This window comes from Streptomyces sp. PsTaAH-124 (genome assembly GCF_000373685.1).
Classification (GTDB): Bacteria; Actinomycetota; Actinomycetes; order Streptomycetales; family Streptomycetaceae; genus Streptomyces; species Streptomyces andamanensis.
On the sequence record NZ_KB892167.1, the window covers coordinates 188,903 to 205,022 of the forward strand.

Genomic DNA, 16,120 nt, shown 5'->3' on the forward strand with positions numbered 1-16,120 from the left:
TCTATGGGGCAGGTCGCTGAGGTCCGGTTGCTGCTCGTTGATGGGAGGTCAGAAGTCGAAGTTCGGCGAAGTGCCAGGGTGTCTTCGCGGCGGTCATGAAGGCGGCGGGGCCTTCTTGAAGGTGGGTGAGGACGCCCAGGAGGAGGGTGTGGGAAACGGCCAGGAGGGGGCCGTGCCGCCCGGCGGTGTGGTGGAGGAAGGCGGCGCAGTGGCGGGCTCGGGTGTGGAGGTCGGTGAGGCTTTCGCCGTCTTCGCAGCGGAGGGAGGGGTTGGCGAGGCGGCGGGCTCGCCAGGCGCGGTAGGCCGGCGGGTAGGTCTCGGCGGTGCGGCCGAGGACGATGCTCGGGGCTCGCCATTCGGCGAGGAGGCCGGAGGTGGCCACGATCGGTAGGCCCGTGAGGTGCGAGACGAGGGTGGCGGTCTGGCGGGCACGGGGGATCGGGCTGGTGACGATCGCGGTGATGCCGTTGGGGAGGGGAAGGGACCGACGTACCTGGTCGCGGCCCTCCTGCGTGAGGGCGGCATCATGCGGGGCGTGGTGGCCGGGGCGGTGGCCTTGGTAGGCGCCGTGGCGCATGAGCCAGATGTCAGCCAAGGATCCAGCCCCCGTCCACGCGTAGGGTCTGACCGGTGATGAAGCCGGTGCCGTCGGTGGCAAGGAAGGCAACGGCCGCGGCGACGTCTTCCGGGCGGCCCCGGCGCTGCACGCACTGGCGGGCGAGCTGGCGGGCGGTCATGGCCTCCGAGTCGTCGACGACGGTGTCCTCGGCGGGGACACGGATGGAGCCCGGAGCGACGCAGTTCGCTGTGATGCCGGCGGGGCCGAGTTCGCGGGCGAGAGCCCGGGTGAACCCTTCGACGCCTGCCTTGGCGCTGATGTAGCCGGTGAGGTCGTGGCGGCCCGCGGTGGCGAGGACCGAGCCGATGGTGATGATTCGGCCCCAGCCGGCGGCCGTCATGGAGGGGCTGAGTTCGTGAGCGAGTAGGTAGTGGCTGGTCAGGTTGGTGGCGAGCGCATCGTCCCAGTGGGTTGGTGTCGTCTCCGTCCACGGGCGACGGGGATAGGCGCCAGCGTTGCTGACGAGGATGTCGATCGGGCCGAGTTCGTCGCGGGCCTGCTGGCATAGGGACCGTACGGCTTCGGCGTCGCGGAGGTCGGCTTCCAGGGAGACGGCCGCAGGGAGGGAAGCCGCGAGTTTCGCCGCTGTCCGGTCGTCGTCGAGGTGCGCGAGGGCGACGGTGGCTCCGTCGGCGGCGAGGCGGCGGGCGATGGCCGAGCCGAGACCGCCGGTCGCTCCGGTGACCAGGGCGGTGTGGCCGTTCAGGGGGCTGGGCATGGCGACTCCAGCGGGCAGAAGTAGGTGGCGGGGTCGAAGGCGGGGCTCATGGCCTCGGCGAGCCGGGCGAGGAGGACGAGCCGGTCCTCGGGGGCCAGGTCGGCCAGGTCGTAGACGCCGAGGATGCGCATGGCCAGGTAGGGACGGAGCAGGTTCGCGAGGTTCTCGTCGGGCCAGAGGCGGTCGGCGACCGGCCGTACGAGCTGGTTCCAGTACGCGGTCACGGCGGCTTGCCGGGGAGCCGAGAGGCACGGGGCGTAGTCGATGTGGATGGTGCTGGTGGTGTGGTCGACGTCCGCTCGCCGGATCTCCGGGGTGTTGGCCGGGACGTGGGCGAAGGTGGCCGGGTGGTCGGCGAAGGCGCTCGGGTTGTACGTGGGGACGAGCCAGCCGCCGAGTGCGGAGGCGTACCAGAGGAAGTTGGCGAACTCGCCAGGGATGCTGTTCGTCCCGGCGGTGTCGTAGTCGAACCAGGCGAGTGGCTGGGCGAGGTTGACGTCGGTGGGGTCGCCTTGGGTGAGGGCCGCCCAGACCGGCTCGGCCGTGGCGAAGTGGGCGCGGAGCCAGCGGAGTGTGGCGGCCCAGTCGAGACAGTGCCGACGGCCGTTGACGCTCAGGGTATAGGTGTCGAGGCGGGAGACCGGGACGTCGATGAGGTTGTCGGCGACCAAGAAGTCCTTCCCGGCGTAGTACGAGTCGAGTCGGCTGCCGGGAGCCGCGCGCTCCCAGTACAGCTTGCGGACGACGTGTGCCGGATCGGCTGACCATGCCGTTGCGAGGATGACCTCGCGGTACGCGATCGTGAGTTGGTCCAGGTAGGTGTGGAGGTCGCCGCTCGGCTCGTCCGCGTTGAGAAGGTCGAGCAGGAGTCCCTGGTCAGTGCCGCCGGAGAGGCGTTCGTACGCGATGAGGTGCCCGCCCGGCACGCGCAGGTGGGCATGGAGGGCGGGGACGCGGTAGTGCCGGGCCAGGCGAGCGTGGCCGCGGATCGCCTCGCGGGCCTCGGCCGAGTCGCGGGTGTACTTCAGGAGCAGCGGCTGGCCGAGGAGGTCGACGGGGCAGAGCAGATTGCGGGTGAAGCGTCGTACCGGACCGATCCGAAGGGGCGGCCGGAAGGTCATCGCCCCACCCCGTTGAGCAGTTCGAGGCCGACTTGGGCCAGCCCGGCCGGCGGGAAGGCGTCCATGTGCACGTCCGTGTCCGGGACGATGGCGTCGCGTACAGGGCAGAGGTCGCTCTGGTGCATGCGGTCGGACAGGTCGGTGGCGACGGCGTGATGGTGCGGCAGGCCGGTGCGCCACTTGCTGTGGCTGTGGCGCGCGTACAAGCCGATGACAGGCGGGGAGCTTCCGTCCCTGCTGCGGGCCATCGCGGCGAGGTGGGTGAGCCCGGTGTCGTTGCCGACGATCAGGTGGCAGTGCGGGAAGAGGTCGGCGAGGTGATCGGCCGGCATCCCGTCGAGGCGGAGGACCTGCACATGGCGCCGAGGAGCCTCCGCGGTGACGCGGAGGCCATCGACCCGGTTGCCGCCGATGAGTAGTAGCCGAGCCTGGGCCTGTTGGGCCTCGGCGATGTGTTCGGCGAAGGCGATGTAGCGCTGGGCGGTGTAGTCCTTGCGGTCCGGCCAACTGGTGGCGGTGATGGCGGCGATGTTCAGCCCGCCGAGCCAACCCGCCGAGCGCAGTTCCTCCACGAGGTCGCTCGGCCCGGTCGCGAGGGTGGGAACGAAAGGGGTCGTGGCGGGCAGGCGGATGCCGAGGCGGCGCTCCCCCGCCAGGTAGTGGCGGGCGGGCAGGTCCGGGTGGGCGCGGCCGTCGGTCGACCAGCAGGGCGGGGCGGCCGGGTCGAGCACCAGGCTCACCACCGCCGTCGAGCCGTGCGCCTCGATTCCCGCGCGGTCGCCGATCACGGCCCGCTGGCCGTTCGGCGCGGTGGCCTGGGGCCGCGTGATCAGCCCGGTGCGGGCGATCAACCTCGCGTACGGACCGACTGCCCGGACGGCCACGCGAACCGAGCGCAGTCGCAGCCAGTCGAGGATCGCGCGGACCCCCGACAGTGCCAGGAGGGTGTCGCCGAGCTTCTCCTCGAAAGCCGCCACGACCTCGCCGCACCCGCTCAGGCGGTGGACGAGCTCGGCGGCAGCGGCAAGCGGGAGCGGTGCGCCGACGGGGACGCCGTCACGGTCGTATCCGAGCGGGGTGGTGTGGACGGGTCCGGCGGGGATGACCACGGAACCGTGGTGGAACCGGATCCCCGCCGGGGCGACCGCGGTCACGCCGGGCCTTCGATCGTGGTGAGCGAGACCAGGGGCAGACCGAGGTCGGTGAGCAGGTCGCGGGCTCCGCGGGTGGTGTCCTCCACCAGGCAGGCCGCCGCCAGCGGGAGGGCGCCTGCCTCGCGGAGGCGGTGGGTGAGGTCGGCCAGGGTCCGGCCGGTGGTGATCTCGTCGTCCACGATGACGATGCGCTGCCCAGGGGTGATGCCGTACGCGAAGACGTCGGTGCGCATCGCGTGGGGCTCGCTGAAGCGGACCGCGCCGTCGAGGGGAAGGTGCAGCTTCCAAGCGATTTTGTACGGGACGTGGGTGGCGCCGGCGAGGGAGACGGTCGGCAGGATGCCGCCGGCGTCCAGGCCGAGGAGGAAGTCCACGGAGCCGAGTCCGTCCGGCACCTGCTCCTGGAGCAGACGCCACAGGTCGGCCCCGGTGCTCGCGAGGGCGTCGGGGTGGACCGGGTCCTCCAGGCCGTCCAGGGAGTGGATGACGCGCTCGCGGCGGCTCGTGGCCCCGACGCTGAGGCGTTCGACGATCCGGGCGGAGAAGGACGGGACGGCGATGGTTTCGGGCATGGCGAAGCTCCTGTCGGATGGAGAAGCGAAGAAGGAGGGGAGGCTGTTCAGGCGGCGAGTTGGTCGGCGTACCAGGAGAGGAACTGGTCGACCGCCGTGGTGACGGGCTTGAGGACGAGTTCGGTGTCGCCGTCGCGCCAGGCATCGGCGATCTCGGCCAGGGATGGTACTGAGACGTCGCGCAGGCCCGGCAGGCGGGAGGCCGTGGCGAGGATCCGGTCCGGGCCGGACTCCCACTGGTTGTGTTCACGCAGGAGGAGGCGGCAGGCGAGCACGAGGTGCTTGTAGAGCTGCCGCAGGGCGGCAGGCCCCGCGTCGGCGCGCAGGCGGCGCATGGTCAAGACGACCTGGGGCAGTTCCCGGACGGCGGCGAACGCGAGCTCGTCTCGGCCGATCGTCGGCAGTTCGAGGCCAGGTACGGCGTGCAGAACGGGGCTGCCCTCCTGGAGTTGGTGGAGGACGAACGCCAGGCGCGGGGTGAGGCGCCGGGCGGTCAGTTCGCCGGGCGTGACGAGGGTGGGGCCGAGGGAAGCCGCACCGCCCAGGGCTGTTCGGTACTGCTCCAGGGCCTCGTGGATTCGTCCGGCAGCCTCGTGTTCGGTGATCACTAGGAGGTCCAGGTCGGACCAGCCTGCGATCCAGCTGCCCTCGCCGGGGCTACCGGTCAGGGCGACGAGCCGCACGCCGGGGCCGTACGCCCGCACCGCGTCGGTGAAGTCGGCCGTCGCCGAGGCGACTGCGGCTGGCAGTCCCAGCCCGTACGGGGTGGCCACGCGCAGCGCCGTGGTGGCGGGCGGGGCGGCGATGCGTCGGAGGCGGGCGCGGAGGGCGGCGATGCTACCGGTGTTGTCGATCACATGGTCGGCGAGCGCGGCGACTTGGTGGGCACCACGGCTCATCTTGATCTCGTCCTTCGCGGCAACGGCCTGGGCAGGCGTCCCGGACCGCTCGACACGTACGGGGAAGGAGGCGTCCAGGTAGACGATCTGGAGCGTGTCGCCCATGAGCTGCTTGAGCTCGGAGATCGAGGCGTCGTCGTGGACGGACTCGATGGTGAACAGCCAGGTGTCGACGTGGGCGTCCGCGAAGCGGTTCAACTCGCCGAGCAGCAGCTCGGCCTGCCGCCGGGCCGAGAGCGCGTACGGGTCCGCAAGGCCCTCCCGGTGGGCCGCCTGCCGCAGCAGGAAGCCGATCTTGAAGCGCTGGGCACCGCACGTGCGCTGGACGAACTCGGCGCTGGTGCTCTTGCCGCACTCGCTCAGCCCACCGAAGGCGATGACCCGGCGCAGGTGCCGACTCGGCTTGACCTCCGCGGGGGCTGCGTCGTCCCGGCCGTACAATTTGAAGCGGGCCGGTACGGGGAGTCGACGGTGGCCAGCGACGACGTCGGAGACCAGCGTGTCGAGGGCGGCGCACAGCTCCTCCCGCTGGCCGTGGAGGGCGGGGACGCGGCGGCGGGTCAGCTCGTCCCGGGCCGCCGCCCGCTCGCTGTGCCAGATCCGCAGCGTCAGCACCGACAGACGGTCGACGACGGAGGCGATCGTCTCGGTGTGTAGTGGCGCATCGGCGCGGCCCGCGTCCGCCAGCGAACCGAGGACCTCGTCGGCCCGCTCGGCGAGCACGTTGCGTTCGGCGTTGAGCTGGTCGATTTCCCGCTTGCAGTCGGCGACCTGGGCGGCGGAGAGTAAGGCGCCGCGCACCCGGTCCTCGGTGCCCCACAGGTGTCCGTTCACGGTGTGGAGTCGGGTGACGGCGTCGTCCAGGCGGTGCCGGTCCTTGTCCTGGAGCGTGGCGATGGCGCGGGACAGGCCGAGCGGCAGGACCAGGGGCGGGGAGTTCTGGGTCACCGGGGACTCCCATCAGTGAGTGGGCTGAGGCCAAGGCGATCGAGGACGTCGCTGTGTACGTCGTCCAGGGAGCGGTCCTCGCAGTCCACGACCGTGTTGTACGTGCCGTGCTCGGTCTGGTGGAGCAGGACCGCGTGCAGCGACTTCTGATAGGCCGGGTAGATCCCGGTCCATGGGCGGCCCTCGCGAGCGCTCGTCATGGCGTAACTGCGCTCGGCGTCGAGGGACGGGAGCAGGAGAATCGAGGTCTCGGAGGCGGCGGCTCGTGAACCGGCGATGCCCGTCACGGTCTTGAACGCCTCGCCGACCGTCAGCGCGTCCTTGACCACGCAGGTCGCGGCGGCCACGGCGAGGAGCATGGGCAGGCCCCTATCCAGCAGCCCCGTACGCCCGGCCTCGCGGGCGGCGGCCCGCCTGGCGTGGCCGACGAGCAGCATCTCGGTCAGCTCGACGGTCGTGGACGTCTCGAACCACCACCGGGCGTAGTCGCCGGCCGCCACCCGCGCCCACGCATCGGGGTCGTGTTCGTGGACCGCGCCCAGCGGCTGGAAACCGTCCCACTGCTCGGCCAGCCGTACCAGGTGGGTCGTCTTGCCGACGTTGTCAGGGCCGTTGAGGCTGACGAAGTCCGGGGGCTGCGGCATCGCTCACGCCTCGCGGACCGGGGTGTCGAGGACGGAGACGATCGCGTTCGTGTTGGCGGCGATGAACTCGGCCAGCTCCGGCGGCATCAGGTTCAGCCCACGGACGTCCTCGGCGGTGAACGGCATCCGGACCACGTCGTACCCACCCCGCTCCGGCTTGGCGAACTCCGTGCCCGTACGCGCGGCCAAGTCCATCGACTCCAGGCGCGCGGCGAAGATGTGCTGGACGCCGACGCCGCCCTCCAGCTCGTCGGTGATCAGGTGGACGAGCTCGGCGCGCTCCAGCTTGCCGCCCAGCTCCTCGAACACCTCCCGGTGCAGCGCCGCCTCGATGGTCGCGTCGTCCGCCTCGACCCCTCCGCCGACGGTCACCCAGTACGGCTCCCTCCCCGGCTTGGTGCGCTTGATGAGGACGAGTTCGTCGCCGTCGAGGAGGATGGCGCGGGCGTTGCGCTTGACGATGTCGGTCATGCTGTTTGCTCCTTCTGGTGGTGGTAAGGGAGAGAACGGGCGGAGGGCCGCTTGGTGGCGGTGGACACTCCGGCTCGGTGGAATCAGCATGGTGCAGGGCGATGACGGGGTGTGACGAACGGGCGCTGCAGCAATGCCGCACCACTGCTGAACGAGGCTGGCTACGCTGGTCGTTTCGGCGTTCCACCAGGTGGCGGACAGGGGGTACGACGGTGGTCATGGTGCAGCGATGGTCCGGCCGGGAAGCCCGGCTGTTACGCGACGCCCTGCGCATGAGCCTGCGAGACTTCGCCGCATACCTGGGTGTAAGCGACCGAACAGTGTCGAACTGGGAGGGTGGCGGGGTAAGTTACCAGCCCCGTGCCGAATCTCAGGCCGTCCTGGACACCGCGCTCGGCCGCGCTTCGGAGGACGCGAAGGCCCGGTTCGCGGCGGCGCTGGGAATGAGTGACGCAGGTGCAACCGTCGCAGGCCGGATCGAAGTCGACTCCCACAAGTTCCTGCCAGTTTTCATCGGTGTCGAGTGCTCCCGCCTACTCCGCGCACACATGACACCGAGCGTGGACGACCAGTGGTTGGAGTCCGCCTCGGCCCGAGTGGACCACCCCGAAGCGCAGGACTGCCTCCTGCACGTCTTCGCCTGCGGGGTGGCAGTCTTCCACCTTGTTCAGCCTCAAAAGCCCGCCGCGCTCACCGATCTCGCCGTCTGGCGCTACCGCTCCTACGCCTCCGATCTGCCCTGGGCACGAGACAAGCTCCGCGATCTCCTGGACGAAGACCACACCCGCGTCCCCAACCCGGAGTACGTCCTCTCCCTGTACTGGGTCACCTCCGGCCCGTGGGCGGGAGACGCCCATGACACCGCACTGCGCCTGCTGTCCACGCCCTCCGTGCTGGTCGACCGCGGTGCCCCGGACGGGCCCGCGCCCCTGGACGGCACGGTCGAGGAGTCGCTCCTCGCCACCGGCTTCGACCACCCGGACATCGTGTCCTTCGGCGTACGGGGAGTCTCCACCGGCTACGCAGGCTGGTCAGGCGTCGCCTACGCCTCCCACTCCCGCGAGCGCAGCCTCGGCATCGACGAGCTGGTCGCCTGCGAGCTGACCGTCCAGGCCCTGTGGTGCTTCACACGTCAGATCCAGCAGATGATCGAGGACGGCCAGGACCCCTCCATGCCCGAGCGGTACGGCTGGCGCTTCCTGCGCGCCGCCTCCTCCCGGCTCACCACCGCCCGCGCCCAGGAGACCGCGCAGCACGTCCTGATGCGGGAGGCCATCATGAAGACCAGCGGACTGGCCGAACGGCTACGCGCCGCGCAGGACGCTCTACGCGAGAGCGTCGGCTGAGAACACGGGCAGGAGAGACAGCGGATGGACATCGGCACCGCCGTGCTGGTTGTGATCGACATGCAGAACGGCTTCGTGAACCACCACAGCAGCCACGCCGTGCCAGCGGTCTCCGACCTGGTCGCCCAGTGGTCTGCCGCAGGCCGCCCCGTGGTCTTCACCCGGTACTTCAACTATCCGGACAGCCCCTACGAGCGCTTCTTCCAGTGGCGCCGACTTCAAGAAGCGCCCGAGACCGACATCGTCACCGAGCTCGCCGATGCTGCCGCCCACGCACACGCGGTCGTCGACAAGACCGGGTACACGCTCCTCACCCCGGAGGCCGCTGAACTGATCCGCCGGGCCGGCTGGACCGACCTCGTCTTCTGCGGGATCGCCACCGAGAGCTGCGTCCTGAAGTCCGCCGCCGACGCCTTCGAGCACGGCTACGCGCCTTGGATCGTCACCGACGCCTGCGCCAGCGACGCCGGCCCCGAGGTGCATGACGCCGGACTCCTCGTCGCCCGCCGCCTGATCGGAACCAGCCAACTCGTCACCGCCGAACACGTGATGGGTCAACTCACTGCGTACGCCGGGACCCCGGTGCTGGAATAGCCTCATGGCCGACACGCTGTACGACACCGACCTGATCATCATGGGTGGAGGCCCGGCCGGCTGCGCCGCTGCCCGCATGGCCGCCAGCGTCGGCATGCGCTCGATCCTGGTCGAGCCGGACCGGCTGTGCCGCAACCTCTACCGGATTCCGGTACTGAACAACGTCCTCGGCGGCTACACCAGCGGCCCCGAGCTGGCCGACTCCATCGTCGCGGAGCTGAAGAGCACGGAGTTGTGCCGTCTCGAACTCGGCCGGCGCGTCACCGAGCTTCGAGCCGACGATGTCCATGTGACCGTCACGGTCGACACCGGCGCCCGTCTCACCGCTCCGTACGTCATCGTCGCCACCGGCGTCGGCCCCCTCCAACCCCGCGATGCCACCTGGATCACCGCCCCCGACGGACTGACCCTGCCCCCGCTCTGGCAGGCCGAGGCGGACGACGCCGAGGGCCGGACACTCCTCGTCCTCGGCGGCGACCGCCCGATCGGCACCTTCCTGCGAGCCAACCCGACCGCCGACACCTGCCTGCTCGTGGCATACTCGGCGGCCGACGAATACAAGATCGAAGAGGTCCGCGAGGATCCCCGCGTCACGCTCCTCCCCGTCGAGCACCTGACGCTGAGGCCCGCCGAGGGCACAGGGGTGTCAGCGGAAGCGATGGGCCAGGGCGGCACCCCGCGGACGATCACGGCGGATGCCGCCTACCTCAGCATCGGCAACGCCCCGACCGCCCCGCCCGGCGACCTGACCCGCGGCGTGGACGGATACTGCCCGCCGACCGACCAGCATCCCCGCGTCATCGTGGCCGGCGATCTCCGCTCCGCCCGCTTCCAGCGGATCATGACCGCCTTGGGTTCGGGGAGCGAGGCCGCACTGCACGCCTACTACGAGGCCAGGGAAGTGCTCGCCAAGAGCTGAAACCACCTCGACGGGATACGGTGACGGCGCTCGGAAGGGAATCTCCGTGACCAGTGAGGCCGAGACGGCGGTCGCCGCTGCCGTCGTCGTTCAGGACGGGCGCGTCCTGCTCGTGCGACGACGCGTGGCGGAAGGCGCACTCTCGTGGCAGTTTCCGGCCGGGAAGATCGAACCTGCGGAAGCCCCCGAAGAGGCCGCAGCGCGGGAGACCCGGGAGGAGGCTGGGCTTCTGGTGGCACCGCAGAGCGTGCTGGGACAGCGGACTCACCCCGTGACGGGCCGGGAGATCCACTACATCGCATGCCGCCCCGTCGGCGGCGAGGCGGTCATCGCGAGTGATGACGAAGTGGCCGACCTGGCCTGGGCCGCGCACGGCGAGATCCCGCAGTACGTGTTGTACGGACGGTTCGAGCCGGTTCGACCTCCCGCCCGCACTCCACGACGTCGACCCACTCGAACCCGACTCCAACCCCCATCCGGAGGAACGTCTTTGAAGGGCTCCACCCACCGCCGCTGCTACTGCCGCGACACCGAGACCGGCAAACCGCTCGGCAAGAACTGCCCCAAACTCACCAGCCGCAAGCACGGCTCCTACTCCATCCGCCAGGAACTCCCGCCCCGCGACGACGGCACCCGCCGCTCCTTCAGCCGCGCGGGCTACGACACCCTGAAGGCGGCGCAGGCCAACCTCGACCACGTCCGCGCTCTTGTCGGCCTCGCCGAAAGCGACGACCCCGAGGGCCTCGCACAGATCGCCGAACTTCTGGAGCGGGTCGCCGACGAGAAGTCACCGCTGCCGGACATCGAGGCCACCCGGCGGCGCCTCGCCCACGGCCTCGATCTGACCAGCCGCCTCACCGTCGGGGATTGGCTGGACATGTGGCTGGCCGGCAAGAAGGGACGCCAGAGCGCGATCAGCCGGGACGCGAGCAACATCCGCGTCCACCTTAAGCCGCGCATCGGCCACCTCCGGCTCGACCGCCTCCGCGTGGCCCACCTGTCGGAGCTGTTCGAGGCCATCGCCGAGGCCAACGTCGAGATAGCCGAAGGCAACGCAGCCAGGCGCAAGGTGTTCGAGGACCTCGCCCGGATCCCCTGGAAGGGGCGCGAACACCGCGCTCACCGCTAGGTGATGAAGGCCGCCATCGACGAGATGGAGCCCTACCGCCGGATCGTCGGCGCGGCCACCCGCCAGCGGGTCCGCTCCGCCCTCAGAGCCGCGCTGAACGCCGCCATCGCCCAGCAGCTGATCACCTTCAACCCGGCCGCCCACGTCGAACTGGAAGCGGGCAAGCGGCCCAAGGCCCTCGTGTGGACCGAGGAGCGCATCCTCCACTGGAAGCGCACCGGCGAGAAGCCCTCACCTGTCATGGTCTGGACCCCGGAGCACACGGGCCTCTTCCTCGACCACGTCGCGGAGGACCGCCTGTATGCCCTCTTCCACCTGGTCGCGTTCCGCGGACTGCGCCGGGGCGAGGCGTGCGGTCAGAAGTGGACCGACACCCATCTCGACGCGGGGCTCATCACCGTCGCCAAGCAGCTCGTCGTGGACGGCTGGGAGGTGTACGAGGACGATCCCAAGACCGAGGCCGGAGCCCGCACCATCGCGCTGGACTCCGACACGGTCCAGGCCCTGCGACGGCACCGCGCGCAGCAGGACAAGGACCGAGAGGAGTGGAGCACGGCCTGGGTGGAGACCGGTCGCGTCTTCACCCAGGAGAACGGCGAGCTGCTTCACCCCGCCAACGTCACCCGGCGGCTCGTCGAGCTGCACGAAGAGATCGGACTGCCCCCGGTCCGGCTCCACGACCTCCGGCACGGGGCCGCGACGCTCGCCCACGCCGCCGGAGCCGACCTGAAGGACATCCAGGAGATGCTCGGCCACTCCTCGATCACATCACGGCCGACACCTACACGAGCCTGCTCCCCGAGGCCGACCTCGCCATCGCGGAGGCGGCGGCCCGGCTCGTGCCCCGCGCGCGACCCGCCGCGAAGCCGGAGCCCCAGCCCGAAGAGCCGGAGGAGACCGGCCCGGAGACCGTGCCGGATGGTGCTGATCCGTTGGGAGAAATTCAGGAGATCGACTCTCCGTCCGCTCACGCACCGCTCACGCAAACGGCCCCGGACGAGGAGTCCGAGGCCGAGTAGAGCCCCCACCTGGGGGAGAAACCCCAGGTCAGAGCGGTGATGCGTTGTGCCCCCGGCAGGATTCGAACCTGCGACACCCGCTTTAGGAGCGAGGTTGGGTGATCAGTAGCTTGACCTGCGCATTTCCCATCAGTGAGCATCATCGATGCGTGCTCTCTCTCGCGCCCTTGTTCCCCGTTGTTCCCCGCCCGTTCTGGCACGGTTGTGGCACGGGCGTGATCTACCCCCAAGAGGGGAAGGGGACGGGCCGGACCCCGTACCCCCTCGCATCAAGAGCGCGTTTCAGATGGCGGTACCTCCGCGCGCGGCGGGTGTTCTTGATGGGCGCACCCTGACGTTGTTCCCGGCGGGCGACTGCGCGGAGCAACTGTAGCGTGATGTGTCCCTTGATCGCCAAACGGTCAACGAGGCGCGTGTGTAGTGGACTTGACGATCACCTGCCCCATACATCAACCCACCACTCACCCCAGCTTCCATCCCGTCCGCCGTCGACCCACACACCGTGGAGCGGGCGTGGTTCAGGGCGTCCAGGTGGAGCGCGCCACTGTACGAACGACCTGGACGCCCTGGGCCGCGTCTGCTCGGCTCTGCCTGGGTCGACGGTGGACGGGATGGAAGCACCCCACGCCAGCCCCAACGTGCCCGCGGTCGGCGACGGCGCCCCCTCCACCCCGGTGTCGGCCGATCCCCCGCCGGAGGCATCGTCTTGACCGTGGCATGCGTACGGTGGTCACCCATCGCCCCGGCCTCTCACGTGGGCGCGCGTTGGCGCAGCCCGCCGGAGCGGGCCGAAGGCAGGAGCGGCGGCGGAGCGGAGCCAGGAGCGCGCCCGGCGGAGCGGAGCGCAGCCGGGGCTTGATGAGGTAGAGAAACCTGTAACGCTCGACCGTTGCGGGTCATGAGTGCGGCGTAGCGGTGGCGGCTTCGAGCGCAGCGACGATGGATTTAGGATCGCCGTTGTAAACGATGTGGGGCTCGTCCGGAGTTGGAGGTGAAAACCGCTTCCGATAACGGATCAAGTCGCTTTCGGAAAAGTAGATCGAGTTCGGGTCGGACTCATGCCGGGCATTTCGCTTGCTCACGCGTGACCAAAGCTCCTCGTGACTCGCCTCTAGGTAGACCATTACTACAGTCGCTCCGGCGTCACTCGCGATGGATCGCCACTTAGTTCGGTCTTCCGGTGTCCAGAAGCCGTGGTCTACCACCACGTCATATCCCGACTTAAGCCGCTCGCTGAGTTCCACAGAGATTTCTTCCAGTACCGGCCGCTCTAGAGTGGGAAAGATACCTCGGGGGAAATCCACCCCATACACGCCATGTCGGTGGTACATTACCTCGTCTGGACATAGCCTGAAGAATCCGCGAGCCACGAGCGCTTGTGCTAGTGACGTTTTGCCCGCGCCGGGGAGCCCTGCCATAAGGACGCAGAAAGGGCTGCGGTTCTCAACGCTGCCGGTCACTGGGTGACTTCCGATTCAGTTCGCCACGTTCGGCCGGGGCCGCCGAGGTCGACGCCGTACTCCACCGCATTGCCGTCGCTGTCGAGGAACTTTGCTGTCATCACGACTACTGGTTCCGCTGGCGGTTTTGCCGTGTCCAGCTCCAAGAGCTTCACGTCTTCCGGGGTGAGGAGGCGCGCCGAAGCGGTGTCGATTCGTTGGGTGATCGGTCGACCGGTAGCCTCCGCGATTAGTTGTAGCGAAGTACCACCGGTCAGACGGTTGCTTTTCGCCAACTGCGGAATCAGCTTGAGATAGCGGGTCGGAATCCATGACGTCGAGTGGGCGACGATTCCGTGCCGGTCGCGATACACTCGGCAGCGTCGGATGACGTCCGAGCCAGGCTTTATATCCAGGGCTTGTGCTACGTCTGCGGGTGCCGACACCACTGCTGCCTGATGTGAATCCGATCGCTCGCCAGATCCCCAACTTGATCCGGTAAGGCGTCCTCGATCCTGGCGCTGAGAGCCCGAGGACATCGGGGCGGGGCGGTCTAGAACTTCCGTCCCGATTCCGTGAATTCCCCTGACAAGCCCTTCATTGCGTAGCTTCCTGAGCGCCTTTTCGGCGGTCGCTGTGCTGACGCTCCACTCTTGCGCGAGGTTCTTGATGCTGGGCAGAAGGGTTCCCGGCTGAAGTTCGCCAGATGCGATGAGCCCTTCGTAATGGGCGGCGATCTGCGCGTATGGCGCTCGATTGTCGGCCTGGTCGGACATGGTCAGCTCCTTCGGGTCAGTGGCTCGTTCCTTAGCGTACCCCTTGACACCCTAGGGTGCCCTAGGGAACCCTAGGTATGTGACCGGCTGTAAGGCCGGAAACACAGCCGGTCTGATCCATGCCCGGGGGCAGCGCTCAACCGCCAAGAAGAACCGCTGCCCCCGGCTCCCTCGAAGGGAAGCCCCATCATGCCTGCATCCTTGGTTGCGTCGCACGCTGAGCCTGCGGTCTCGATCACCTCGAACGGCTGTCCGTCCTGCGCCGGGACGCTCGTGGAACTGGACGAAGACGGTTCGCTGACGGGCTTTGTCGGTGCGCTGGTCCCGTGCTACTGCACGAACTCCAGCCAGGGACAGAGTCCGCTGTGCGCCTGCCACATCGAGGGTTACCCGCTCGACGGCGGCTTCACCGGCTGGGTCGTTGACCTGCCCTTCGACGACGACAAGCCGTTCTTCCGTCCGTGCTCGGTGCACTCGCCCGCCCGCCGGAAGGCCGCCGCTGAGCTGCTGGTGGGTGCCGCGTGACGGTGTTCCCCGTCCCCCCGGAGGCCGTGGCCGGTGCTGCGGCCTCCCTGGGCACCGACCCGATCACCCTGGCCGACCTGCTGCGGGTGGCCAACCTGCCCGGCTTCGACCGCTGGCAGGAACAGGTGCGCCGTACCGGTGGCTGTGCCCAGCCGATCCGGCTGAGGGGCCAGACCGTCACCCGCGACCGCGCCACCGGCGACGTCCTCTACTCCTACAGCACCGAGCACGAGCCGGGCGGCATGCTCCGGGTGGCCTGCGGCAACCGGCGGGCCTCGCGCTGTCCCGCGTGCGCCTGGACGTATGCCGGGGACGTGTACCACCTGATCCGGGCCGGGATCACCGGCGACCCCCGGATGGGCATCACCGACAGGGTCCGGCAGCATCCCGGCGTGTTCGCCACCCTGACGGCCCCGTCGTTCGGGCCGGTCCACAACCGACCGTCCTCCGGCCGCTGCCGCTGCGGGAGCTCCCACACCGAAGACGCTCCGGCCCTGGGCACAGCCCTCGACCCGGCCCGCTACGACTACGCCGGGGCCGTGCTGTGGAACAACCACGCCGGGGACCTGTGGCGCCGCTTCACCATCTACCTGCGCCGGGAGATCGCCGCCCGTGCCGGGCTCACCCAGACGGCCATGCGGGAGGTGTGCCGGGTCTCCTTCGGCAAGGTCGCCGAGTTCCAGAAACGCGGCTCCGTGCACTTCCACGCCGTGGTCCGCCTCGACGGCCCGGACGGACCGCACGACCTTCCGCCCGCGTGGGCCACGACCGCTCTCCTGGACGACGCCATCAAGGCCGCTGCCGCCCGGGTCGCCGTACCGGTCCCCGCGGGCGGTGACTTCCCCGCCCGCACCCTGCGCTGGGGCTCCCAGGTGGACGTGCAGCCGATCGGCAGCCTGCAGGGTGTCGAACTGACCGACACGGCGGTCGCCTCCTACGTCGCCAAATACGCCACCAAAGCCGCCGAAGCCACCGAGACAGTGGACCGCCGGATCGGGGAGCTGGCCGAACTCGACCGCCTGCCACTGCCCCCGCACACCCGCCGCCTGATCGANGCNTGCCACNCCCTGGACGACGCCTACCCCGACCGGCTGCTGTGGCGCTGGGCCCACATGCTCGGCTTCCGCGGCCACTTCATGACCAAGTCCCGCGCCTACTCCACCACCCTCAGCGAACGCCGCCAGGTACGCGCCGACTACCGCGCCCGCCAGGAACGCCACGAACGCG

Annotated in this window: 15 protein-coding genes and 2 pseudogenes; 7 read left to right on the forward strand and 10 right to left on the reverse strand. The window is 69.7% G+C overall.

What is annotated here, in order from left to right; genetic code table 11:
* Position 1: 1 nt before the first annotated feature.
* Genes B086_RS0114650 through B086_RS0114685 form a run of 8 tightly spaced genes read right to left on the reverse strand, consistent with a single transcriptional unit; the run spans position 2 to position 7,146 of the window.
* Positions 2-595, reverse strand: coding sequence for a histidine phosphatase family protein (locus B086_RS0114650; protein WP_018567168.1), 594 nt, complete (start codon positions 593-595; stop codon positions 2-4).
* Complete coding sequence (locus tag B086_RS0114655) at positions 588-1,337, reverse strand: SDR family NAD(P)-dependent oxidoreductase (protein WP_018567169.1); 750 nt, start codon at positions 1,335-1,337, stop codon at positions 588-590. The genes B086_RS0114650 and B086_RS0114655 overlap by 8 nt, the downstream gene beginning before the upstream one ends.
* On the reverse strand, positions 1,322-2,458 hold the full coding sequence (locus B086_RS0114660) for a hypothetical protein (protein ID WP_018567170.1): 1,137 nt from the start codon (positions 2,456-2,458) through the stop codon (positions 1,322-1,324). The genes B086_RS0114655 and B086_RS0114660 overlap by 16 nt, the downstream gene beginning before the upstream one ends.
* Positions 2,455-3,612, reverse strand: coding sequence for a glycosyltransferase family 9 protein (locus tag B086_RS0114665; RefSeq protein ID WP_018567171.1), 1,158 nt, complete (start codon positions 3,610-3,612; stop codon positions 2,455-2,457). The genes B086_RS0114660 and B086_RS0114665 overlap by 4 nt, the downstream gene beginning before the upstream one ends.
* Complete coding sequence (locus B086_RS0114670) at positions 3,609-4,184, reverse strand: phosphoribosyltransferase family protein (RefSeq protein WP_018567172.1); 576 nt, start codon at positions 4,182-4,184, stop codon at positions 3,609-3,611. Before B086_RS0114670 ends, B086_RS0114665 begins: the two co-directional genes overlap by 4 nt.
* Before the next feature lie 47 nt (positions 4,185-4,231).
* Positions 4,232-6,031, reverse strand: coding sequence for a DUF4254 domain-containing protein (locus B086_RS0114675; RefSeq protein ID WP_018567173.1), 1,800 nt, complete (start codon positions 6,029-6,031; stop codon positions 4,232-4,234).
* Complete coding sequence (locus tag B086_RS0114680) at positions 6,028-6,675, reverse strand: hypothetical protein (RefSeq protein WP_018567174.1); 648 nt, start codon at positions 6,673-6,675, stop codon at positions 6,028-6,030. The genes B086_RS0114675 and B086_RS0114680 overlap by 4 nt, the downstream gene beginning before the upstream one ends.
* 3 nt (positions 6,676-6,678) lie before the next feature.
* Complete coding sequence (locus tag B086_RS0114685; RefSeq protein WP_018567175.1) at positions 6,679-7,146, reverse strand: NUDIX hydrolase; 468 nt, start codon at positions 7,144-7,146, stop codon at positions 6,679-6,681.
* Between the two features lie 272 nt (positions 7,147-7,418).
* On the opposite strand from B086_RS0114685, the gene B086_RS0114690 reads away from it, so the two are divergent.
* The 5 genes and pseudogenes from B086_RS0114690 to B086_RS40015 all read left to right on the forward strand — a co-directional run bounded on the left by B086_RS0114690 (position 7,419) and on the right by B086_RS40015 (position 12,153).
* Positions 7,419-8,492: a helix-turn-helix domain-containing protein gene (locus tag B086_RS0114690; protein ID WP_051115838.1), complete on the forward strand. Its 1,074-nt coding sequence runs from the start codon at positions 7,419-7,421 to the stop codon at positions 8,490-8,492.
* A gap of 24 nt (positions 8,493-8,516) precedes the next feature.
* Positions 8,517-9,086, forward strand: coding sequence for an isochorismatase family cysteine hydrolase (locus B086_RS0114695; RefSeq protein ID WP_018567177.1), 570 nt, complete (start codon positions 8,517-8,519; stop codon positions 9,084-9,086).
* A gap of 4 nt (positions 9,087-9,090) precedes the next feature.
* A complete protein-coding gene (locus tag B086_RS0114700) occupies positions 9,091-10,005 on the forward strand; it encodes an FAD-dependent oxidoreductase (RefSeq protein WP_018567178.1) in 915 nt (304 codons plus the stop codon).
* Between the two features lie 46 nt (positions 10,006-10,051).
* Positions 10,052-10,375 (forward strand): annotated as a pseudogene (locus B086_RS42840) (NUDIX hydrolase); the annotation flags it as partial.
* Positions 10,376-10,495: 120 nt separating this feature from the next.
* A pseudogene (locus B086_RS40015) lies at positions 10,496-12,153 on the forward strand (site-specific integrase).
* A gap of 896 nt (positions 12,154-13,049) precedes the next feature.
* Here B086_RS40015 and B086_RS42845 read toward each other — a convergent pair.
* Together B086_RS42845 and B086_RS42850 are read right to left on the reverse strand one after the other, a co-directional pair.
* Positions 13,050-13,571, reverse strand: a complete 522-nt coding sequence (locus B086_RS42845) for an AAA family ATPase (RefSeq protein WP_078531095.1) — start codon at positions 13,569-13,571, stop codon at positions 13,050-13,052.
* A gap of 38 nt (positions 13,572-13,609) precedes the next feature.
* Positions 13,610-14,368 (reverse strand): GntR family transcriptional regulator, encoded by a 759-nt coding sequence (locus B086_RS42850; protein ID WP_078531091.1) that lies wholly within the window; start codon positions 14,366-14,368, stop codon positions 13,610-13,612.
* 189 nt (positions 14,369-14,557) lie between these two features.
* On the opposite strand from B086_RS42850, the gene B086_RS0114710 reads away from it, so the two are divergent.
* Together B086_RS0114710 and repSA are read left to right on the forward strand one after the other, a co-directional pair.
* Positions 14,558-14,893 carry a hypothetical protein gene (locus B086_RS0114710; protein WP_158690389.1) on the forward strand — a complete coding sequence of 112 codons (336 nt, stop codon included), beginning with the start codon at positions 14,558-14,560 and terminating at the stop codon, positions 14,891-14,893.
* A partial coding sequence (gene repSA, locus B086_RS0114715) for a replication initiator protein RepSA (protein WP_018567180.1) occupies positions 14,890-16,120 on the forward strand: 1,231 nt, incomplete at its 3' end. The genes B086_RS0114710 and repSA, both read left to right, overlap by 4 nt.